Here is a 19,574-nt window from a genome sequence, read left to right as displayed (position 1 = left end):
GACTGCGCCACGAGCAAAGCGCGCGGTGTCTAGATACCTTCGACGGCGTCGGCGGGGACGCGGCGGTTGCGCAGGGCTTCGGCAGTGCGCCGGCGGCAGCGACGCGGTAGCCCCGGACCGCGTGGCTAGAACAGCCGTCCGCCGTTCGGCACCGGCTGGCTCGGCTGCACCAGCACGACCTTGCCGTCGGCGTCGGGGAAGCCGAGCGTCAGCACCTCCGAGATGACAGGTCCGATCTGGCGTGGCGGGAAATTGACGACGGCCGCGACCTGTTGTCCTACCAACGTCTCGATCGGATGGTTTTCGGTGATCTGGGCCGAGCTCTTGCGCACGCCGATGGCGGGCCCGAAGTCGATCCATAGCCGAAACGCCGGCTTGCGCGCCTCGGGAAACGGCTTGGCGTCGACGATGGTGCCGACGCGGATATCGACAGCGAGGAAGCTGTTGAAGTCGATGGTCGGCGTGGCGGCGGCTGCGGGATCGTGGGTGACGTGCATGGGATGTCCGTTCGGCAAGGTGGCGTCGTTCGCAATATTGTCGCGCGGAGCAGAGTTTCGTACAACGCCGCGTCCATCACGATGCGTCATGCGCGAGGAACGTCTTGCCCAACATCATCTACGGCATCAAGAACTGCGACACCATGAAGAAGGCGCGCGCCTGGCTCGACAGCCATGGCGTGCCTTACGCGTTCCATGACTACAAGGCGGCGGGCGTGGAGAAGGACAAGCTCAAGCAGTGGAGCGACAAGGTTGGCTGGGAGACACTGCTCAATCGCGCCGGGACGACGTTCAAGAAACTTCCCGAGTCCGACAAGGAAGGCCTCTCCGAGAAGAAGGCGCTGGCCTTGATGCTAGCGCAACCATCGATGATCAAGCGGCCGGTGCTGGAAATCGGCGGCAAGCTGCTGGTCGGCTTCAAGCCGGACATCTATGCCAGGGAAGTCGGCGCCAAGTCGCGCTGACGCCAAAGCGCGACGAGAATGTCATCGCGCGTTCCGCGTCTTAGTTCAGCTCGATGATCTCGTTGGCGACGCCGGGATCCGGCTGGTCCGCGAACTCGACCAATTCGGCCGTCGCGATGCGGCCGGGCGCACGATGGAAGAGCTCACGATCGATCAAGGCGCGCAGTTTCGGACGCGGCAGCGCGTCATTTCCGCGCATCAGATTCTTGATCTCGAAGCCGCCGTCCTCGCAGAAGGTCTTGACCGATGCGATGACGTGACAGACCTTGCCGTCGGTCTGGAAAGGCAGCAGCAGCCGTTCATAGGCGACGATGCGCCCGTAGATGTCGTCGACGTCGGCAACGGAGTAGACCGGCAGCCCGCGCGCCACGCATTCGAGATAGATCGGCATCACGAGCGGCGCGAGTCGTGGCCCGAGATACTCCTCGAGCAGAACGCCCTTGCCGGTATGTCCATAGGCGCGCGAGATGCGCGTGTTTTCGCTCTGGATGATCAGGCGCGGGACCGGCGTCGACGTATCCACCGTATAATAGATGAGATCGGACAGCTCCTCCTCGAGCCGCGCGGGCTGATACTCCCAGACCGCCGGCGCGATCTGCTCGCGCGCATAGAGTCGCAGCCACGTGTTCAGGAGATCACGCTGCCTGATCGACTTGACGACGGAAGGAGCGGCGCTGGCGAAATCCAAGACAATATTCCAGACCATCAAAAACCCGCGCACGATCCCATGTGCGGGAAAATTATTGATGAAGGCTGGCGCACGGAACGAAAGACCGTTAACGACGACTTGACGACCGGTGTCTTGCGAACCGGGAGGCCGGGCAGGCACGACATCACACACCTCCGACTAAGGGAGCATTTGTATCCCAGCCGGAGACCTGATCTGCTCAGCTTTCCGCCTTGCCTAACCCCCGTCACCTCCGGCATATTCCGCGCCCGGAGGCGGCGTTCCGGATGGGCTATCAAGGACAGGCTCCAAGGCCACCGGAAAGCCGAAGCAACAAGGATAGCCACGCAGCTAGCGCGCGTGGCAGGGGGAAATCTGTTTGGCCGATGAGTTCATTCTCGAAACGGAAGGCTTGACCAAGGAGTTCGCGGGCTTCTTCGCCGTCCGCGACGTTGCGCTCAAGGTTCGCCGTGGGAGCATTCACGCGTTGATCGGCCCGAATGGGGCCGGCAAGACGACCTGCTTCAATCTTCTGACCAAGTTCCTCAAACCGTCTGCCGGAAAAATCCTGTACAAGGGGCAGGACATCACCGCGATGGCGCCGGCCGACGTGGCCCGCCTGGGGCTTGTTCGTTCGTTCCAGATCTCGGCGGTATTTCCGCATCTCACCGCGCAGGAGAACGTCCGTGTCGCGCTTCAGCGCCAGCACGGCTCTTCGTTCGATTTCTGGCGCTCCAAATCGGTCCTCAACCGCTTCAACGACCGCGCCCGCGAGCTCCTCAACGATGTCGGTCTCAGCGAGTTTGCCAACACGCCCGCGGTCGAGATGCCCTATGGCCGCAAGCGTGCACTCGAAATTGCAACCACGCTCGCGCTCGACCCGGAGATGATGCTGCTGGACGAGCCGATGGCCGGCATGGGCCACGAGGACATCGACAAGATCGCGGCGCTGATCAAGCGCATCTCCGCGAAATATACCATCCTGATGGTCGAGCATAATTTGAGCGTCGTGGCCAACCTCTCCGACATCATCACCGTGCTGACGCGCGGGCAGGTGCTCGCGCAAGGTCATTACAGCGAGCTCACCAAGGACGAGCGCGTCAAGGAAGCATACTTGGGAGCCGGGCATGCCTGACACTGCGATGGCCGAGGCTCCGGCCAAGGTTGCGACCGGCGGAAACATCCTTCAAGTCCGCAACCTCGAAGCCTGGTACGGCGAGTCCCACATCCTGCACGGGATCAACTTCGACGTGAACGCGGGCGAGGTCGTCACCCTGCTCGGGCGCAACGGCGCCGGCAAGACGACCACGCTGAAATCGATCATGGGCATCATCGGCAAGCGTACCGGCTCGGTGAAGTTCAACAACCAGGAGATCATCCGCGCGAGCTCCGACAAGATCGCGCGCATGGGCATCGCGTTCTGCCCGGAAGAGCGGGGCATATTCGCCAGTCTCGACGTGCGCGAGAACTTGATGCTGCCGCCGGTGGTCCGTGAAGGCGGATTGCCGCTCGAACAGATATTCGAGCTGTTTCCGAACCTGAAGGAGCGGCTCAACAGCCAGGGCACCAAGCTGTCCGGCGGCGAGCAGCAGATGCTCGCGATCGCGCGCATCCTGCGCACCGGCGCGAGCTTCCTGATGCTGGACGAGCCGACCGAAGGCCTTGCGCCCGTCATCATCCAGCAGATCGGCCACACCATTGCGCGGCTCAAGAAGGAGGGCTTCACGATCCTCCTGGTCGAGCAGAATTTCCGCTTCGCCTCCACCGTCGCCGACCGCTACTACGTGGTCGAGCATGGCAAGATCATTGACGGATTTTCCAATGCCGAGCTTGCCGCCAACATGGACAAGCTCCACACCTATCTCGGCGTGTAGCTGTGCAGGCCGGACCATCGAGAGTAATCATCAAAGCCATACTGGGGAGCGGATCATGAAGCACGGCATTTCGGCAATGTTGCTCGGCACAGCCCTGGCCTTCGGTTCGGCAGGTGCCGCGGTCGCGCAGGACAAGAACATCAAGATCGGCGTGCTGACCGACAATTCGGGACTCTATGCCGACCTCGGCGGCCCCGGCTCGACCGTCGCCGCGCAGATGGCGATCGAGGATTCCGGTCTCGCGGCCAAGGGCTGGAAGCTCGACCTGATCTCCGCGGACCATCAGAACAAGCCCGACATCGGCTCTACGATCGCCCGGCAATGGATCGACGTCGAGAAGGTCGACATCTTCATGGATGTCCTGAACTCCGGCGTTGCGCTGGCGGTCAACAATGTCGTCAAGGAGAAGAATTCCATCCTGATCGACACCGGCGCAGCGACGTCGGATCTCACCAACGCGCAGTGCTCGCCGAACACGGTCCACTGGGTCTATGACACCTACATGCTGGCCAACAGCACGGGGCAGGCGCTGGTGAAGTCGGGCGGCGACACCTGGTACTTCCTGACCGCGGACTATGCCTTCGGCCATGCCCTCGAGCGCGACACTGCCGCGGTCGTGTTGAAATCGGGCGGCAAGGTGATCGGCAACGTCAAGCATCCCCTCAATACCGCCGACTTCTCGTCGTTCCTGCTTCAAGCGCAAGCTTCCAAGGCCAAGATCATCGGCATGGCGAATGCCGGCGGCGACACCACCAACACGATCAAGCAGGCGGCGGAGTTCGGCATCGTCTCGGGCGGCCAGAAACTTGCGGGCCTGCTGCTTTTCATCACCGACGTACACGCGCTCGGCCTGAAGGTGGCGCAGGGCCTGAACTTCACCGAGACCTTCTATTGGGACATGAACGACGGGACGCGCGCGTTCTCCAAGCGCTTCTCCGAGCGCATGAAGAACAAGGCGATGCCTTCGATGGTGCAGGCCGGCGTCTATTCGGGCCTGCTGCACTATTTCAAGGCGCTGGAGGCCATGGGTGGCAATCCGCATGACGGCGCCAAGGTCGTCGCCAAGATGAAGGAAATGCCGACGGACGACGCGCTGTTCGGCAAGGGCACGATCCGCGCCGATGGCCGCAAGCTGCATCCGGCCTATCTCTTCGAGGTGAAGAAGCCCGAGGAGTCCAAGGGACCCTGGGACTATTACAAGCTGATCGGCACGACCCCCGGCGAGCAGGCCTTCCGGCCGCTGTCGGAAAGCGCCTGTCCCCTGGTGAAGAAGTGAGTTGGCCGCGCCCGCGGGCGCGGCAGAATGAATTGGCATAACGCGACCGGGTACGAGATTGATCGATGCAGGCTCTTTACGCTCAGCTACTGGTGGGACTGATCAACGGCTCGTTCTACGCGCTGCTCAGTCTCGGGCTTGCCGTGATCTTCGGCATGCTCAACATCATCAATTTCGCCCATGGCGCGCTCTACATGATGGGCGCCTTCGTCGCCTATTTCCTGCTGAATCTCGGCGGCATCAATTATTGGTGGGCGCTGCTGCTTGCGCCCATCATCGTCGGCATCTTCGGCATGATCCTCGAGCGGACCATGCTGCAATGGCTGACCGGGCTCGATCATCTCTACGGCCTGCTCCTGACCTTCGGCATCGCGCTGATCGTGCAGGGCGTGTTCCAGAACTATTTCGGCTCGTCCGGCCTGCCTTACGCCATTCCGGACCAGCTCAAGGGCGGCATGAATCTCGGCTTCATGTTCCTGCCGATCTACCGTGGCTGGGTGGTCGTGTTCTCGCTGGTCGTGTGCCTTGCGACCTGGTTCCTGATCGAGAAGACCCAGCTCGGCGCATATTTGCGCGCCGCCACTGAAAATCCGACTCTGGTGCGCGCCTTCGGCATCAACGTGCCGCGCATGATCACGCTCACTTACGGTCTCGGCGTGGGCCTTGCCGCGCTCGCCGGCGTGCTCTCGGCGCCGATCAACCAGGTGCGGCCGCTGATGGGCGCCGACCTCATCATCGTCGTGTTCGCGGTGGTCGTGATCGGCGGCATGGGATCGATCATGGGCTCCATCATCACCGGCTTCGCGCTCGGGGTGATCGAGGGTCTGACCAAATATTTCTACCCCGAGGCCTCCAACACCGTCGTGTTCGTGCTGATGGTGCTGGTGCTCTTGGTGAAGCCAACGGGATTGACGGGAAGGGCGGCCTGATATGACAACCCTGACGGACGACACGCTGCCGGTGACCCCTCGCGCGATGCGCGACGAGATGATCGTTTTCGTGGTGATGGCGCTGCTGCTCGCGACGGTGCCGTTCACGGGCGTCTACCCGTTCTTCGTCATGCAGGCGCTGTGCTTTGCGCTGCTGGCCTGTGCCTTCAACCTCTTGATCGGCTATGGCGGCCTGCTGTCGTTCGGCCACGCGATGTTCCTGGGCACCGCCGGCTATTGCAGCGCGCATGCGCTGAAAGTGTGGGCCTTGCCGCCCGAACTCGGCATCCTCGTCGGCATCGCCGCGGCTTTCGTGCTCTCGCTCATCACCGGCTACATCTCGATCCGCCGCCAGGGCATCTACTTCTCGATGATCACGCTGGCGCTGTCGCAGCTCTTGTACTTCATCTACCTCCAGGCCCCGTTCACCCACGGTGAGGACGGCATCCAGGGCATCCCGCAGGGACACATGTTCGGCATCTTCGATCTGTCGAAGCCGACGGTGCTGTATTACGTCGTGCTGGCCGGGTTCCTCGCCGGCTTCCTCCTGATCTTCCGCATCATCAACTCGCCGTTCGGCGAGGTGCTGAAGGCGATCCGCGAGAACGAGCCGCGGGCGATCTCGCTCGGCTACCGGACCGACCAGTACAAGTTCCTGGCCTTCGTGCTTTCAGGCACGCTGGCCGGTTTTGCCGGCGCGCTGAAAGTGTTCGTGGCGCAGAACGCCTCGCTCACCGACGTCCATTGGTCGATGTCCGGCGAGGTCGTGCTGATGACGCTGGTCGGCGGCCTCGGCACCATCTTCGGCCCCGTGGTCGGCGCCTTCGTCATCATCGCCATGCAGCAATATCTGGCGGGTTTCGGCCAGTGGGTGACGGTGATCCAGGGCGCGATCTTCGTGGTCTGTGTGCTCACCTTCCGCCGCGGCGTCGTCGGTGAAATCGCGCATTACTTCCGGAGATCGCTCTAAGTAGTTGATTTAAGGTCAATTTACTTGTCGCGTGAAAGCGGTGGATGATCCGGCTCGGCGGGCGTGAGATGACACGCGCGCGGCGCGAAAATGGTCTATGACAGTTTGATGACGGCCCCTCGGGCCGGGCCATTTTCCAACCGGTAGCCTATCCCCATGATGCGATGGTTTCGTGCTTTCCTGCCCAAGGAAGAACGGTTCTTCGACCTGTTCGACCGACATGCCCAGACGGTGATCCAGGGCTCGATCGCGCTCCAGGGCATGCTCAACGGGGGCGAGGAGACACCGGTCTATTGCCAGCGCGTCAACCAGTTCGAGAACGACGCCGACAACATCACCCGCGAGGTGCTGACGGCGGTGCGCCGCACCTTCATCACCCCGTTCGACCGCGGCGACATCAAGAACCTGATCACCTCGCTGGACGACGCCATCGACCAGATGCAGCAGACCGCCAAGGCGGTGATGCTGTTCGAGGTCCGCACTTTCGAGCCGCCGATGCGTGAGATCGGCGGGCTTCTGATCGAATGCGCCAATCTGGTCGGCCGTGCACTGCCGCTGATGCAATCGATCGGCCCGAACGTGGCCATGCTCACCGCGATCACGGAAGAGCTGGGCAAGCTGGAGGGGCGCGTCGACGATCTCCACGACATCGGGCTGAAGGAGCTGTTCCTCAAGCACCGCGACGGCAATGCGATGGACTTCATCGTCGGCGTCGAGATCTACGACCACCTGGAGAAGGTGGCCGATCGTTTCGACGACGTCGCGAACGAGATCAACAGCATCGTCATCGAGCAGGTCTAGGGCCGTGGATGCCGCGTTGGGTCTTCCCATCCTGGTCGGCTTGATCGCCGTCGCGCTGCTGTTCGACTTCCTGAACGGCCTGCACGACGCCGCCAATTCGATCGCGACCATCGTCTCCACCCGCGTGCTGCGGCCGCAATATGCGGTGTTCTGGGCCGCGTTCTTCAATTTCATTGCCTTCATGGTCTTCGGCCTGCACGTCGCCCAGACCATCGGCACCGGCATCATCGATCCCGCGATCGTCGACGCCCAGGTGATCTTCGCCGCGCTGGTCGGCGCCATCGTCTGGAACCTGGTGACCTGGGCGCTCGGCATCCCGTCCTCGTCCTCGCACGCGCTGATCGGCGGGCTCGTCGGCGGCGGCATGGCCAAGGCCGGGATCTCGGCTGCGGTGTGGAGCGGATTGTCCAAGACGGTGCTGGCGATCGTGCTGTCGCCGCTGGTCGGCTTCCTGCTCGCGATGATGCTGGTGGCGATCGTGTCCTGGGCCTCGGTGCGCTCGACGCCATTCGCGGTCGATCGCGCCTTCCGCATCCTTCAGTTCGCCTCCGCCTCGCTTTATTCGCTCGGCCATGGCGGCAACGACGCGCAGAAGACCATGGGCATCATCGCCGTGCTGCTGTATTCGCAGGGCCATCTCGGCAGCGACTTCTCGGTGCCGTTCTGGGTGGTGCTGTCGTGCCAGGCGGCGATGGCGCTGGGCACCTTGATGGGCGGCTGGCGCATCGTCCGCACCATGGGCCTGCGCATCACCAAGCTGACGCCGATGCAGGGCTTCTGCGCCGAGACCGGAGGCGCGGCGACCCTGTTCATGGCGACCTTCCTCGGAGTCCCCGTCTCGACCACGCACACCATCACCGGCGCCATCGTCGGCGTCGGCGCGGCCCGCCGCGTCTCGGCGGTGCGCTGGAACGTGGCGAGCTCGATCGTCTATGCTTGGGTGATCACGATTCCGGCGTCGGGCATCGTCGCAGCGCTGACCTGGTGGGCGGTCCAGCTCTTCGTCAAGTGACGAGCTTCAGCCCGACGATCCCGGCGACGATCAGGCCGATGCTGGCAAGCCGGAGCGCCGTGGCTGGCTCTCCGAACAGGATGATGCCCAGCGTCGCGGTGCCGACCGCGCCGATCCCGGTCCACACCGCATAGGCGGTTCCCACCGGCAGCGATTTGAGCGCGAGGCCGAGCAGGACGACGCTGCCGGCCATGGCCACCAGCGTGACGACGGACGGAACAAGCCTGGTAAAACCCTCGGTGTATTTCAGGCCGATCGCCCAGGTGATCTCGAGAAGCCCGGCGACGAACAGGATGCTCCAGGCCATGACGACCCTCCATTCAGGCAGGGTCGTCCCCGCGGCTGAGGTGCTGAGAAACGGAAGGCCGTCCTTCCGAAAGGCGATATGGGGCTGGCCGAATGGCTCTGCAATCACCAAATGAGGCTTGATCAGGCCCGTTTTCCCTGCCACACGCTCCCGCCATGTCCGACATCGCCATCACCACAGCCGAATCGCCGGCCCGTTCCCCGCTTGCCGCTGAAGTGGCGCGGCGGCGGACCTTTGCGATCATCTCGCATCCCGACGCCGGCAAGACCACGCTGACCGAGAAGCTGCTGCTGTTCGGCGGCGCCATCAACCTGGCCGGCCAGGTCAAGGCCAAGGGCGAGCGGCGCAACACCCGCTCGGACTGGATGAAGATCGAGCGCGAGCGCGGCATCTCGGTCGTGACCTCGGTGATGACCTTCGAGTTCGAGGGCCTCGTCTTCAACCTGCTGGATACGCCGGGCCACGAGGACTTTTCGGAAGACACCTATCGCACGCTCACCGCGGTCGATTCCGCCGTCATGGTGATCGACGCCGCCAAGGGCATCGAGGCGCGCACCCGCAAGCTGTTCGAGGTGTGCCGCCTGCGCGACATCCCGATCATCACCTTCATCAACAAGATGGACCGCGAGAGCCGCGACGTGTTCGAGCTGCTCGACGAGATCGAGAAGACGCTGGCGCTCGACACCACGCCGATGACCTGGCCGGTCGGGCGCGGCCGTGACTTCCTCGGCACCTATGACGTCGTCAATGGCGGCGTGCGCCTGCTCGAAGGCGGCGGCGCCAAGACCGGTGCGGCCCAGCAGATCGCGATCGAGGAGCTCGCCAAGCTCAACGCCAATCTCGACGTCTCCGCGGTGAAGGACGAGCTCGAGCTGGTCACCGAGGCCTCGAAACCGTTCGAGCTCGAGGCGTTCCGCGAAGGCCATCTGACGCCGGTCTATTTCGGCAGCGCGCTGCGCAATTTCGGCGTCGGCGACCTCCTGGAAGGCCTCGGCAAGTTCGCGCCGGAGCCGCGCGCGCAGGACAGCGACCAGCGCAGGGTCGAGGCCACCGATCCGCGCATGAGCGCCTTCGTGTTCAAGATCCAGGCCAACATGGATCCGAACCACCGCGACCGCATCGCGTTCGCGCGCCTCTGCTCCGGCAAGCTCAGCCGCGGCATGAAGGCCAAGCTGGTGCGCACCGGCAAGAGCATGCCGCTGTCGAGCCCGCAATTCTTCTTCGCCCAGGACCGCTCGGTCGCGGACGAGGCTTTCGCCGGCGACGTCGTCGGCATTCCCAATCACGGCACGCTGCGCATCGGCGACACCCTGACCGAAGGCGAGGATTTCAACTTCGTCGGCGTGCCGAGCTTCGCGCCGGAAATCGTCCGCCGGGTGCGGCTCACCGACGCGATGAAGGCCAAGAAGCTGAAGGAAGCGCTGCAGCAGATGTCGGAAGAGGGCGTGGTGCAGGTGTTCCGCCCGCGCGACGGCGCCCCGGCATTGGTCGGCGTGGTCGGCGCGCTGCAGCTCGACGTGCTGAAGGCGCGGCTCGAGGCGGAATATTCATTGCCGGTCGAGTTCGAGGTCAGCGAATTCCAGCTGGCGCGCTGGGTCTCCTCGGAGGACCGCAAGAAGCTCGACAGCTTCATCGCCGCCAACACCTCCAGCATCGCCGACGACGTCGACGGCGATCCGGTATATCTCGCCCGGAACGAGTTCTATCTCGGCTACACCAAGGAGCGCGCCGAGGGCATCGAGTTCACCAACGTCAAAGACGTCAAGAAGAAGGGGTAGGGTGCGGCGGTTCTGTCCTCTGCAGAGCACCCGCATACTCCACTGTCATGCCCCGGTTTGACCGGGTCATCAAGCACGCCGCAGCTCATCGATTCCGTCACTGCCGTCACGGCGTGCTGGGGCGCCCGGTCAAGCCGGGCGACGACTGAGCGCCTGAACGCGAGCATGTGAATGCGGAACGGGCTTGACCTTGTCGGGGGCAATGCCACGTTCACCACGTCATCCCGCGAGTTGACTGCATGTGGCGCGGCATTCCCGTACTTCTCCTGCTGTCGGTATCGGCTGCCGCCGACGCGCGGCCGCGCCAGATCAATCCGATCCCGTTTGCGCATCAGCCATGCAGCGTGCTCGACAACAGGCCCTGCACGCCGTCTTATTGCAGCCCGCTGGAGCCGGGCCCCTGCATCCCCGAGATCGATTACCCCTACGGCCAGAATCTCCAGCTCACCATCCAGAGCGTTCCATCGGAGCCGGACCGCGCCAAATATCACAAGCCCGATCACGATCTCGATACGATCGGCGACCTCTTCGCCGCGTTGCGCAGCTGCTGGTCGCCGCCATCGGACAATGCGCGCGCGGGCATGCAGATGTCGGTGCGTTTCAGCTTCAACAGGGATGGCGGCCTGATCGGCCCGCCGCGCCTCACATATGCGACGCCCGGGGTGCCCGCACAGACCCGAACCACCTATCTCAACGCCATCAATTCATCGCTGAAAGCCTGCCTGCCGCTGAAATTCACCGGCGGGCTCGGCGGCGCGCTGGCAGGACGGCCGATCGCCATCCGTTACGTCGACAATCGCGAGCTCGCGAAGTAGCACCGCTCTATCTCCTCATCCCTGCGCAACGGGCGAAGCCGTTGTCGCTGGGAGCGCGCACCGCGCGCGTCTCGAACGATGAAAGGCCCCGCTGTCGCAACAGCCCGGCCTGCATGGTTCGAGACGGCGCTGACGCGCCTCCTCACCATGAGGAGGAAGAGTTGCGGCCCGCGGCCAATCGATGATACGCCATTGGCGGGGGCTGCTTTGCGGGGAGGATGTCGTGGGTCTGCTGGTCATGATCCTGGGGCTGGTGCTGTTCTTTGCGGCCCATGTTTTCACAACCAAACGAGACGCGCGCGCGCAGGCGATCGCAAGGCTGGGCGAGGGCACCTACAAGATCCTCTACACGCTGGTCTCGCTCGCGGGGCTCGCGCTGATCGTCTGGGGCTTTGCCCAATATCGCGCGACGGGCTGGATCGACGTCTGGTATCCGCCGAAGGCGATGAAGCACATCACGGTCGCGCTGATGCTGCCTGCGGTGATCCTGGTGGTCGCCTCTTATTTGCGCGGCCGCATCTATGCGACGCTGAAGCATCCGATGCTGGCCGGCGTCAAGCTGTGGGCTGCGGCGCATCTTTTGGCCAATGGCGATCTCGGCTCCATCATCCTGTTCGGCTCGTTCCTGGGCTGGGCCGTCTATGACCGCATTTCGCTTAAAGCTCGCACCGACGCCGGCGGCCCGCCCATACCGGTGGGCGGCGTCACCAACGATCTGATCGCGGTCGGGGTCGGCGTGGTCGCCTATGTGGCCCTGGCGTTCGCGTTCCATCCGGTCGTGATCGGCGTGCCGGTCGTGGGGGTGTAGCTAGCCGCTCAGCGCAAGACCCATCCCTTCAGCCGTGCACGGAAACGTGACAAAAGCAACAAGCCGAGGGCGTTCGATGGACTGGTCGCAATCTCAGATTCCGCCGATGCGACTCGAGGCGCGGTTCGGCGATCGGGTGGTGCCGGCGTTTTGCGACCGGCCGGCGAGCCTGTGGACGATGATCGCAGACGCCTGCGCCCGCAATCCGGATGGCGAGGCATTGATTGCCGGCAATGTCCGGCTCAGCTGGTGGCAGGCCGTGGAGCAGGCGACACGGATCGCGGCGGGCTTTCGCAAGCTGGGCTTGCAGCGCGGCGACCGCGTCGCGATTCTGCTCGGCAACCGCATCGAATTTCCGCTGCTGCTGTTTGCCGCCGCGCATGAGGGACTGGTCACGGTGCTGCTGAGCACGCGCCAGCAGAAGCCCGAAATCGCCTACGTGCTCGGCGATTGCGGCGCGAAGATCCTGATCCACGAGGCCTCGCTCGCCGAGCGGCTGCCCGACGCGCAGGACGTGCCCGATCTGATCCATCGCGTCGCCATCGACGAGGATCCGGCCCGATCGCGCTTCGCCGCGCTCGCCGACAACGCGCCGGCACCGGCGCCGGTCGAGGTGAGCGAAGAGGACGCCGCGATGATCCTCTACACCTCGGGCACTACGGGCAAGCCGAAGGGCGCGATGCTGGCGCATTGCAATATCGTGCATTCCTCGATGGTGTTCGTGTCCTGCCTGCAATTGACGGGCGCGGACCGCTCGATCGCGGCGGTGCCGCTCGGCCATGTCACCGGCGTCGTCGCCAACATCACCACCATGATCCGCTGCGGCGGCGCGCTGATCATCATGCCGGAGTTCAAGGCCGCCGATTATCTCAAGCTCGCCGCGCGCGAGCGCGTCACCTACACGGTGATGGTGCCGGCGATGTATAATCTCTGCCTGCTGCAGCCCGATTTCGACGGCTACGATCTGTCGAGCTGGCGCATCGGCGGTTTTGGCGGCGCGCCGATGCCGGTCGCGACCATCGAGAAGCTCAAGGCGAAGATTCCCGGCCTGAAGCTGATGAACTGCTATGGCGCGACCGAGACGACGTCGCCTTCGACGATCATGCCGGGCGAGCTGACCGAGAGCCATATCGATAGCGTCGGTCTGCCGTGCCCCGGCGCGCGCATCGTGGCGATGGATCCGGATGGGCGAGAACTGCCGCGTGGCGAGATCGGCGAGCTCTGGATCCAGAGCGCCTCCGTCATCAAGGGCTACTGGAACAATGCCAAGGCGACCGCCGAGAGCTTCACGGGTGGATTCTGGCACTCCGGCGATCTTGGCTCGGTCGATGCGGAGGGATTCGTCCGCGTGTTCGACCGGCAGAAGGACATGATCAATCGCGGCGGCCTGAAGATCTATTCGGCCGAGGTCGAATCCGTGCTGGCCGGCCATCCCGCCGTGGTCGAGAGCGCGATCATCGCCAAAGCCTGCCCGGTGCTGGGCGAGCGCGTCCATGCCGTGGTGGTGACGCGGGCGCCGGTGGCCGACAGCGACTTGCGGGCCTGGTGCGCGGAGCGGCTGTCCGACTACAAGGTTCCCGAAACCATGGCGATCACGGCCGACCCGTTGCCCCGTAACGCCAACGGCAAGGTCATGAAGCGGCAGCTGCGGGAGCTGCCCGGAGCTTGAGCCGGGCCAGGGCCCATCCGGGCTCTCCCGGGTGGTTAACGCCTTGATCGGGCTCGCTTTGCCTTGCCACCGCCATATCGTTAGGGTACCTCGCCGCCACACGGGGGACGGGATTCCTGACGCGGACGCTTCGGCGCGCGCACCCGGACGGGTATGGGATTAGCATAAGTGTCTGAATTATTTGACGAAGTCGACGAGGAAGTACGTCGCGAACAGTTCAAGAAGCTGTGGGACAAGTATTCGATCTACTTCATCGCCCTGATGGTGCTGGTCGTGGCCGCGGCCGCTGGCTGGCAGGGCTACAAGTACTTTGAGGCCAAGAAGGCCGCCGAGGCCGGTGCCGCCTTCGAGAAGGCGGCGGAGCTGTCCGAGCAGGACAAGCACGCCGAGGCTGAGGCTGCCTTCACCGAGCTCGCCGCCAAGGCGCCGTCGGGTTATCGCACCCTGGCGCGGCTGCGCGCCGCCGCCGAGGCTGCCGCGCGCGATCCCAAGGCCGCCGCGAAGATGTATGACGATCTTGCTGCCGACCGCAGCGTCGGCGGTGAGTGGCAGGATCTGGCGAAGATCCGCGCCGCCGGCCTCGTGCTCGACAGCGCCAGCTATGCCGACATGCTGCAGCGGCTGGAGCCCTCCGCGGCGCCCAAGGCGACCTTCCGCCACAGCGCCCGCGAGATGCTGGCGCTGTCGGCCTGGCGCAACAACGACATGACCGCGGCCCGCAAATGGCTCGACGCGATTGCCGAGGACAATGAAACGCCGCCCGGCCTGCGCTCGCGCGCCGAGGCGCTCCAGGCCCTGCTGCCGCCCGTCGCCAAAAGCTGACCCAAGAGCTGACAAGAGCTGACGACAGACGGGCCCTCTGACGTAGACGAGACACAAGATGCGCCGCACGCCACGCTTGATCGCAGCCGCCGTCCTGATCGCCTTCACCGGCGTCCTGGGCGGCTGCTCCAGCTTCGATCCAAGCGACTTGCTCGACTTCCTCGATACCAAGAAGAAGCTGCCGGGCGACCGCAAGCCGGTCTTCCCCGAAGGTGTGCCGGGCCTCGAGCAGGGCGTGCCGAAGGACTTGTACAAGGGCGCGCAGCAGCAGCCCGATCCGAACGCGCCCGCCGTGGCGGCTTTGCCGGCGGAGCCGCCGCCCGAGCCGGCCAAGCCGGGGAAGGGCGCCAAGGCGAAGCACACCAGGCAGCCGGCCGCTGCCGTCGCGCCGGCCGAGGCGCCTGCCGGCGAGGTCGACGGCGAGGCCCAGCCCGAGGCAGCGCCGCCCACGGCCGCTCCGCCGCCCAAGCACAAGATCGTCCGCAAGCGCACCACCGCGCCGCCGCCGGATCAGCCGGTCCAGCAGCCGCAGCCGACCCAGACCACGCAGCAGCAATCGCAGGGCGCTTTCCCGGCGCCGCTGCCGAGCGGCAGCTTCTCGCGCTGATCATTCATTTCATTGACACGCGCAGCCCCGGCAGCGCACGAATGACCGATGTCCTTCACAATCGCCATCATCGGCCGGCCCAATGTCGGCAAATCGACGCTGTTCAACCGCCTGGTCGGACAGAAGCTCGCGCTCGTCGATGATTTGCCGGGTGTCACCCGCGACCGCCGCGAGGGCGAGGCCAGGCTCGGCGATCTCCACTTCACCATCATCGACACTGCCGGGCTCGACGAGGGCGCCAAGGGCTCGCTGACCGCGCGCATGCAGGAGCAGACCGAGGCCGCGATCGCGCAAGCCGACGCGCTGTTCTTCGTCATCGATGCCCGCATCGGCCTCACGCCAACCGATCGCGCCTTCGCCGATTTCGCCCGCAAGGCCAACAAGCCGGTGCTGCTGATCGCCAACAAGAGCGAGGGCAAGCACGGCGATGCCGGCGCGATGGAAGCCTTCGCGCTCGGCCTTGGCGATCCCATCCAGATCTCGGCCGAGCACGGCGAGGGCATGGGCGAGCTCTACGATGCGCTTGCCAAGCTGATGCCGGAGCCCGTCGACGAAGACGAGATCGAGGACGACGCGCCGCTCTCCGAGGAAGAGGCCGCGACGCGCCCGATCCGCGTCGCCATCGTCGGCCGGCCCAATGCCGGCAAGTCGACGCTGATCAACCATCTGCTCGGCGAGGAGCGGCTGCTGACGAGCCCGGAGGCCGGCACCACGCGCGATTCCATCGCGGTCGAGATCAACTGGAAGGGCCGCGATTTTCGCGTGTTCGACACCGCCGGCCTGCGCCGGCGTTCGCGCATCGAGGAGAAGCTGGAAAAGCTCTCGGTCGCCGATGCACTGCGCGCGGTGCGCTTTGCCGAAGTCGTCGTGCTGATGATGGACACGCAGAACCGCTTCGAGGAGCAGGATCTGCGCATCGCCGATCTGATCGAACGCGAGGGCCGCGCCATCGTGCTCGCCGTCAACAAATGGGACCTGATGGAGACCAAGGGCGGCGGCGCCATCTCGACTTTGCGCCGTGATGCCGACCACTGGCTGCCGCAAGTCAAGGGCGTGCCTATTGTCGCCGTGTCGGGCCTGATGGGCGAAGGCATCGACCGCCTGATGCAGGCGATCCAGGACGCCTATGCGGTCTGGAACAGGCGCGTGCCGACCTCGGCGCTCAATCGCTGGTTCGAGCAGGCGGTCCAGGCCAACCCGCCGCCGGCGGTGTCCGGCCGCAGGCTGAAGCTGAACTACATCACGCAGAACAAGGCGCGTCCGCCGAGCTTCGTGCTGTTCTGCTCGCGCGCCGACGCGGTGCCGCAATCCTATCTGCGCTACCTCACCAATTCCATGCGCGAGAGCTTCGATCTGCCCGGCACGCCGGTGCGCATCACCCTGCGCGAGAAGGCCAATCCGTTCGCGCACAAACGCAAGCGCCCGTCGTGAGTGACGGCGCCGGAGAGGCGGCGGCGCAAGGCGCTGTGCCGGCGAGGGGCGGCGCGGTCGTTTTCATCTTCGTCACCATCCTGCTCGACATGCTCGCGCTCGGCGTGATCATGCCGATCCTGCCGAAGCTGATCGAGAGCTTCGTCGACAACGACACCGCCCACGCGGCCCGCATCTTCGGCCTGTTCGGCACCGCCTGGGCTCTGATGCAGTTCGTGTTCTCGCCGCTGCTCGGCGCGCTCTCCGATCGCTTCGGAAGGCGGCCGGTGGTGCTGCTGTCGAATTTCGGCCTGGCCGCCGACTACGTGCTGATGGCGCTGGCCCCGTCTCTGCTCTGGCTGTTCATCGGCCGCGTGATATCAGGCATTACCTCGGCGAGCATCTCGACCGCCTTTGCCTATATCGCCGACATCACGCCGCCGGAGCGGCGCGCGGCGGTCTTCGGCAGGATCGGCGCTGCCTTCGGGGCCGGCTTCATCTTGGGGCCGGCGCTCGGCGGCCTGCTTGGCGACATCGATCCGCGCCTGCCGTTCTGGGCTTCGGCAGCCCTGAGCTTCGCCAATGCGCTCTATGGGCTGTTCGTCCTGCCAGAATCGCTGGCGCCCGACAAGCGCGCGCCGTTCCGCTGGAGGAGTGCCAGTCCGGTCGGGGCACTGCGTCTGTTGCGATCCAACGCGGTGCTGGCCGCCTTGTCGGTCGTGAACTTCATCGCGCAGGTCGCGCATGTCGTGCTGCCGTCGACCTTCGTGCTCTATGCGACCTACCGCTACGGCTGGGATTCCAAGACCGTGGGATTGACGCTGGCGATGGTCGGCATCTGCGCCATGGTGGTGCAGGGGCTCGCGATCGGCCCCATCGTGCGCGTGCTGGGCGAGCGGAACGCGCTGCTGCTCGGCCTGTGCTGCGGCGCGCTCGGCTTCGCGGTCCTGGGCGCGGCGCCGACCGGGCCGCTGTCCTGGATCGGCATTCCCATTCTGGCGCTGTGGGGGATCTCCGGCGCCGCGTCGCAAGCCCTGATGACGCGGCTCGTGTCGCCCGATCAGCAGGGCCAGCTGCAGGGTGCGACCGCGAGCGTGCAGAGCGTCTCGCAGCTCGTCGGTCCGTTCCTGTTCACGCTGACCTTCTCCTATTTCATCGGCAGCAGCGCGCCGCTGCATCTGCCCGGCGCGCCATTCCTGCTCGCAGCGGTGCTGATGGTGGCGTGCGCGGCCATCGCCGTGCGGACGCTGGGTGCGACGAAGACGGTCTCGTAGGGTGGGCAAAGGCGCGCAAGCGCCGTGCCCACGATCTTTTCATGATCGAGACAGGTGGTGGGCACGCTTGCGCTTTGCCCACCCTACCACTGGCCTGAAACGTAGATGCCCGGGACAAGCCCGGGCATGACGTCGTTGAGGCTGTGCGGAGCCGCTACGCGCTCACTTCTTCAGCAGCGGGCAGTCGCTGTCCTTGAGCGGCTTCGCCGCGTCTTCCGCCGAGATCGTGGCGATCTGCTTGTAATAGTCCCACGGTCCCTTCGACTCCTCTGGCTTCTTCACCTCGAACAGATAGGCCGGGATGAGCCGGCGGCCGTCCTGGCGCAGCGGGCCGTTGCCGAACAGCGGATCGTCGGTCGGCAGCTCCTTCATCTTGGCGACGACCTTGGCGCCGTCATGCGGATTGCTGCCGAGCGCTTCCATCGCCTTGAGATAGTGCAGGACCATCGCGTAATTGCCGGCCTGCGTCATCGACGGCATCGCGTTCTTGCTGGCGAGCTTCGAGAAGCGCTTGGACCATTCGCGGGTCTTGTCGTTCAGGTCCCAGTAGAACGATTCGGTGAAGGTCAGACCCTGCGCGGTCTTCAGGCCGAGCGAGTGCACGTCGTTGATGAACAGCAGCAGCGCGGCGAGCTTCTGGCCGGCGGAGACGATGCCGAATTCGGCCGCCTGCTTGATCGAGTTCGTGGTGTCGCCGCCGGCATTGGCAAGGCCCACGACCTTGGCCTTGGACGATTGTGCCTGCAGCAGGAAGGACGAGAAGTCCGCGGTGTTGATCGGATGCTTGACGCTGCCGAGCACCTTGCCGCCGTTCGCGGTTACGACCGCGGTGGTGTCACGCTCGAGCGCGTGACCGAAGGCATAGTCCGCGGTCAGGAAGAACCAGCTGTCGCCGCCGGCCTTGGTCAGCGCCTTGCCGGTGCCGTTGGCCAGCATGTAGGTGTCGTAGGTGTAGGAGATCGTGTTCGGCGTGCACGCCTTGCCGGTCAGGTCGGCGGAGGCGGCGCCGGAGTTCAGCAGCACCGCATTCTTTTCCTTGACGAGGTTGCTGACTGCCAGAGCAACGCCGGAGTTCGGCGTGTCCGCGATGGCGTCGACCTTCTCGTTGTCGATCCACTGCCGGGCGATGTTGACGCCGACGTCGGGCTTGTTCTGATGGTCGCCGCTGATGACGTCGATCTTCCAGCCCTTCGCGAGCAGACCGGAATCCTCGACCGCCATCTTGATCGCGACCACGGAGTTCGGGCCGCCGATGTCGGCATAGAGGCTCGACATGTCGTTGAGCACGCCGATCTTGACGGTCTTGTCCTGCGCGTAGGCGGATGTGGCAAAACCGAAGGCGGCACAGGCCAGCAGGGCCGCGGAGCGGCGGGCGAACGTCGTCGTCATAAAAGTTTCCTCCATTGTCAAATATGCGGACGCTCTCTTGCGGAGTCTTGGTCCTTCTGATGGCTCTAGCGTGTCCGAAGCCCGGCGGCAATGCACCTAAAGCCGGATGACGCTGCGTCGTAGCGTCATCACTCGGTTAACTTTTGGGCAAAATGCGTTGAGACGCTATTTCAGCGTGTCCGATGTCAGCCTGAATTTCCGGATG

20 protein-coding genes are annotated in these 19,574 nt (G+C 64.7%); 16 read left to right on the top strand and 4 right to left on the bottom strand.

Annotation, left to right across the window (positions count from 1 at the left end; all coding sequences use genetic code 11):
• Positions 1-125: 125 nt before the first annotated feature.
• The gene (locus WI560_RS18000) at positions 126-497 is read right to left on the bottom strand and encodes a tRNA-binding protein (RefSeq protein WP_028136888.1); all 372 of its coding nucleotides are present in this window, start codon (positions 495-497) and stop codon (positions 126-128) included.
• A 104-nt stretch (positions 498-601) separates the two neighbouring features.
• Between WI560_RS18000 and WI560_RS17995 the strand changes: the two genes are divergently transcribed.
• Positions 602-961, top strand: coding sequence for an ArsC family reductase (locus WI560_RS17995; RefSeq protein WP_375304255.1), 360 nt, complete (start codon positions 602-604; stop codon positions 959-961).
• Positions 962-1,001: 40 nt separating this feature from the next.
• Here WI560_RS17995 and WI560_RS17990 read toward each other — a convergent pair whose 3' ends face one another.
• A complete protein-coding gene (locus tag WI560_RS17990; protein ID WP_375304254.1) occupies positions 1,002-1,667 on the bottom strand; it encodes a hypothetical protein in 666 nt (221 codons plus the stop codon).
• A 340-nt stretch (positions 1,668-2,007) separates the two neighbouring features.
• On the opposite strand from WI560_RS17990, the gene WI560_RS17985 reads away from it, so the two are divergent.
• The 7 genes from WI560_RS17985 to WI560_RS17955 all read left to right on the top strand — a co-directional run bounded on the left by WI560_RS17985 (position 2,008) and on the right by WI560_RS17955 (position 8,490).
• Complete coding sequence (locus tag WI560_RS17985; protein ID WP_028136885.1) at positions 2,008-2,763, top strand: ABC transporter ATP-binding protein; 756 nt, start codon at positions 2,008-2,010, stop codon at positions 2,761-2,763.
• On the top strand, positions 2,756-3,502 hold the full coding sequence (locus WI560_RS17980; RefSeq protein ID WP_028136884.1) for an ABC transporter ATP-binding protein: 747 nt from the start codon (positions 2,756-2,758) through the stop codon (positions 3,500-3,502). The genes WI560_RS17985 and WI560_RS17980 overlap by 8 nt, the downstream gene beginning before the upstream one ends.
• 55 nt (positions 3,503-3,557) lie before the next feature.
• Complete coding sequence (locus tag WI560_RS17975; RefSeq protein WP_028136883.1) at positions 3,558-4,778, top strand: ABC transporter substrate-binding protein; 1,221 nt, start codon at positions 3,558-3,560, stop codon at positions 4,776-4,778.
• Positions 4,779-4,843: 65 nt separating this feature from the next.
• Positions 4,844-5,707, top strand: a complete 864-nt coding sequence (locus WI560_RS17970; RefSeq protein ID WP_008551982.1) for a branched-chain amino acid ABC transporter permease — start codon at positions 4,844-4,846, stop codon at positions 5,705-5,707.
• A gap of 1 nt (position 5,708) precedes the next feature.
• Complete coding sequence (locus WI560_RS17965) at positions 5,709-6,677, top strand: branched-chain amino acid ABC transporter permease (protein WP_257180424.1); 969 nt, start codon at positions 5,709-5,711, stop codon at positions 6,675-6,677.
• A 156-nt stretch (positions 6,678-6,833) separates the two neighbouring features.
• A complete protein-coding gene (locus tag WI560_RS17960; RefSeq protein WP_028136881.1) occupies positions 6,834-7,478 on the top strand; it encodes a DUF47 domain-containing protein in 645 nt (214 codons plus the stop codon).
• Between the two features lie 4 nt (positions 7,479-7,482).
• The gene (locus WI560_RS17955) at positions 7,483-8,490 is read left to right on the top strand and encodes an anion permease (RefSeq protein ID WP_375304253.1); all 1,008 of its coding nucleotides are present in this window, start codon (positions 7,483-7,485) and stop codon (positions 8,488-8,490) included.
• Here WI560_RS17955 and sugE read toward each other — a convergent pair.
• On the bottom strand, positions 8,483-8,797 hold the full coding sequence (sugE, locus tag WI560_RS17950) for a quaternary ammonium compound efflux SMR transporter SugE (RefSeq protein ID WP_257180423.1): 315 nt from the start codon (positions 8,795-8,797) through the stop codon (positions 8,483-8,485). The two genes, WI560_RS17955 and sugE, sit on opposite strands and share 8 nt — an antisense overlap.
• A 155-nt stretch (positions 8,798-8,952) precedes the next feature.
• Here sugE and WI560_RS17945 point away from each other — a divergent pair, with 155 nt between their 5' ends.
• The 8 genes from WI560_RS17945 (at position 8,953) to WI560_RS17910 (ending at position 17,980) form a co-directional block, all read left to right on the top strand.
• A complete protein-coding gene (locus tag WI560_RS17945; protein WP_375304252.1) occupies positions 8,953-10,575 on the top strand; it encodes a peptide chain release factor 3 in 1,623 nt (540 codons plus the stop codon).
• A gap of 239 nt (positions 10,576-10,814) precedes the next feature.
• Positions 10,815-11,390, top strand: a complete 576-nt coding sequence (locus WI560_RS17940; protein ID WP_375304251.1) for a hypothetical protein — start codon at positions 10,815-10,817, stop codon at positions 11,388-11,390.
• Positions 11,391-11,613: 223 nt separating this feature from the next.
• Positions 11,614-12,198 (top strand): NnrU family protein, encoded by a 585-nt coding sequence (locus tag WI560_RS17935; RefSeq protein ID WP_375304250.1) that lies wholly within the window; start codon positions 11,614-11,616, stop codon positions 12,196-12,198.
• A 76-nt stretch (positions 12,199-12,274) separates the two neighbouring features.
• Positions 12,275-13,867, top strand: a complete 1,593-nt coding sequence (locus WI560_RS17930) for a class I adenylate-forming enzyme family protein (RefSeq protein WP_375304249.1) — start codon at positions 12,275-12,277, stop codon at positions 13,865-13,867.
• A 168-nt stretch (positions 13,868-14,035) separates the two neighbouring features.
• Positions 14,036-14,689, top strand: coding sequence for a tetratricopeptide repeat protein (locus tag WI560_RS17925; RefSeq protein ID WP_028136874.1), 654 nt, complete (start codon positions 14,036-14,038; stop codon positions 14,687-14,689).
• A gap of 58 nt (positions 14,690-14,747) precedes the next feature.
• Positions 14,748-15,296 (top strand): hypothetical protein, encoded by a 549-nt coding sequence (locus WI560_RS17920; protein ID WP_375304248.1) that lies wholly within the window; start codon positions 14,748-14,750, stop codon positions 15,294-15,296.
• Between the two features lie 48 nt (positions 15,297-15,344).
• On the top strand, positions 15,345-16,727 hold the full coding sequence (gene der / locus WI560_RS17915) for a ribosome biogenesis GTPase Der (RefSeq protein ID WP_375304247.1): 1,383 nt from the start codon (positions 15,345-15,347) through the stop codon (positions 16,725-16,727).
• Complete coding sequence (locus WI560_RS17910) at positions 16,724-17,980, top strand: TCR/Tet family MFS transporter (protein WP_375304246.1); 1,257 nt, start codon at positions 16,724-16,726, stop codon at positions 17,978-17,980. The genes der and WI560_RS17910 overlap by 4 nt, the downstream gene beginning before the upstream one ends.
• Before the next feature lie 162 nt (positions 17,981-18,142).
• Here the strand turns inward: WI560_RS17910 and WI560_RS17905 are convergent, their stop codons facing one another.
• Entirely contained in the window at positions 18,143-19,369 is a 1,227-nt protein-coding gene (locus WI560_RS17905; protein ID WP_375304245.1) for an ABC transporter substrate-binding protein, read from the bottom strand.
• Between the last annotated feature and the right edge of the window lie 205 nt (positions 19,370-19,574).

Source organism: Bradyrhizobium sp. A11, assembly GCF_042077125.1.
Lineage (GTDB): Bacteria > Pseudomonadota > Alphaproteobacteria > Rhizobiales > Xanthobacteraceae > Bradyrhizobium > Bradyrhizobium japonicum_B.
This window is presented reverse-complemented; position numbering and strand designations above follow the sequence as displayed.

Bases quoted from the DNA above. Each gene is read 5' to 3' on its own strand.
- WI560_RS17970 (WP_008551982.1), top strand. From the start codon at position 4,844: ATGCAGGCTCTTTACGCTCAGCTACTGGTGGGACTGATCAACGGCTCG.
- WI560_RS17980 (WP_028136884.1), top strand. From the start codon at position 2,756: ATGCCTGACACTGCGATGGCCGAGGCTCCGGCCAAGGTTGCGACCGGC.
- WI560_RS17940 (WP_375304251.1), top strand. From the start codon at position 10,815: ATGTGGCGCGGCATTCCCGTACTTCTCCTGCTGTCGGTATCGGCTGCC.
- WI560_RS17965 (WP_257180424.1), top strand. From the start codon at position 5,709: ATGACAACCCTGACGGACGACACGCTGCCGGTGACCCCTCGCGCGATG.
- der (WP_375304247.1), top strand. From the start codon at position 15,345: ATGTCCTTCACAATCGCCATCATCGGCCGGCCCAATGTCGGCAAATCG.
- WI560_RS18000 (WP_028136888.1), bottom strand. From the start codon at position 497: ATGCACGTCACCCACGATCCCGCAGCCGCCGCCACGCCGACCATCGAC.
- sugE (WP_257180423.1), bottom strand. From the start codon at position 8,797: ATGGCCTGGAGCATCCTGTTCGTCGCCGGGCTTCTCGAGATCACCTGG.
- WI560_RS17930 (WP_375304249.1), top strand. From the start codon at position 12,275: ATGGACTGGTCGCAATCTCAGATTCCGCCGATGCGACTCGAGGCGCGG.
- WI560_RS17920 (WP_375304248.1), top strand. From the start codon at position 14,748: ATGCGCCGCACGCCACGCTTGATCGCAGCCGCCGTCCTGATCGCCTTC.
- WI560_RS17945 (WP_375304252.1), top strand. From the start codon at position 8,953: ATGTCCGACATCGCCATCACCACAGCCGAATCGCCGGCCCGTTCCCCG.
- WI560_RS17975 (WP_028136883.1), top strand. From the start codon at position 3,558: ATGAAGCACGGCATTTCGGCAATGTTGCTCGGCACAGCCCTGGCCTTC.
- WI560_RS17990 (WP_375304254.1), bottom strand. From the start codon at position 1,667: ATGGTCTGGAATATTGTCTTGGATTTCGCCAGCGCCGCTCCTTCCGTC.
- WI560_RS17905 (WP_375304245.1), bottom strand. From the start codon at position 19,369: ATGACGACGACGTTCGCCCGCCGCTCCGCGGCCCTGCTGGCCTGTGCC.
- WI560_RS17960 (WP_028136881.1), top strand. From the start codon at position 6,834: ATGATGCGATGGTTTCGTGCTTTCCTGCCCAAGGAAGAACGGTTCTTC.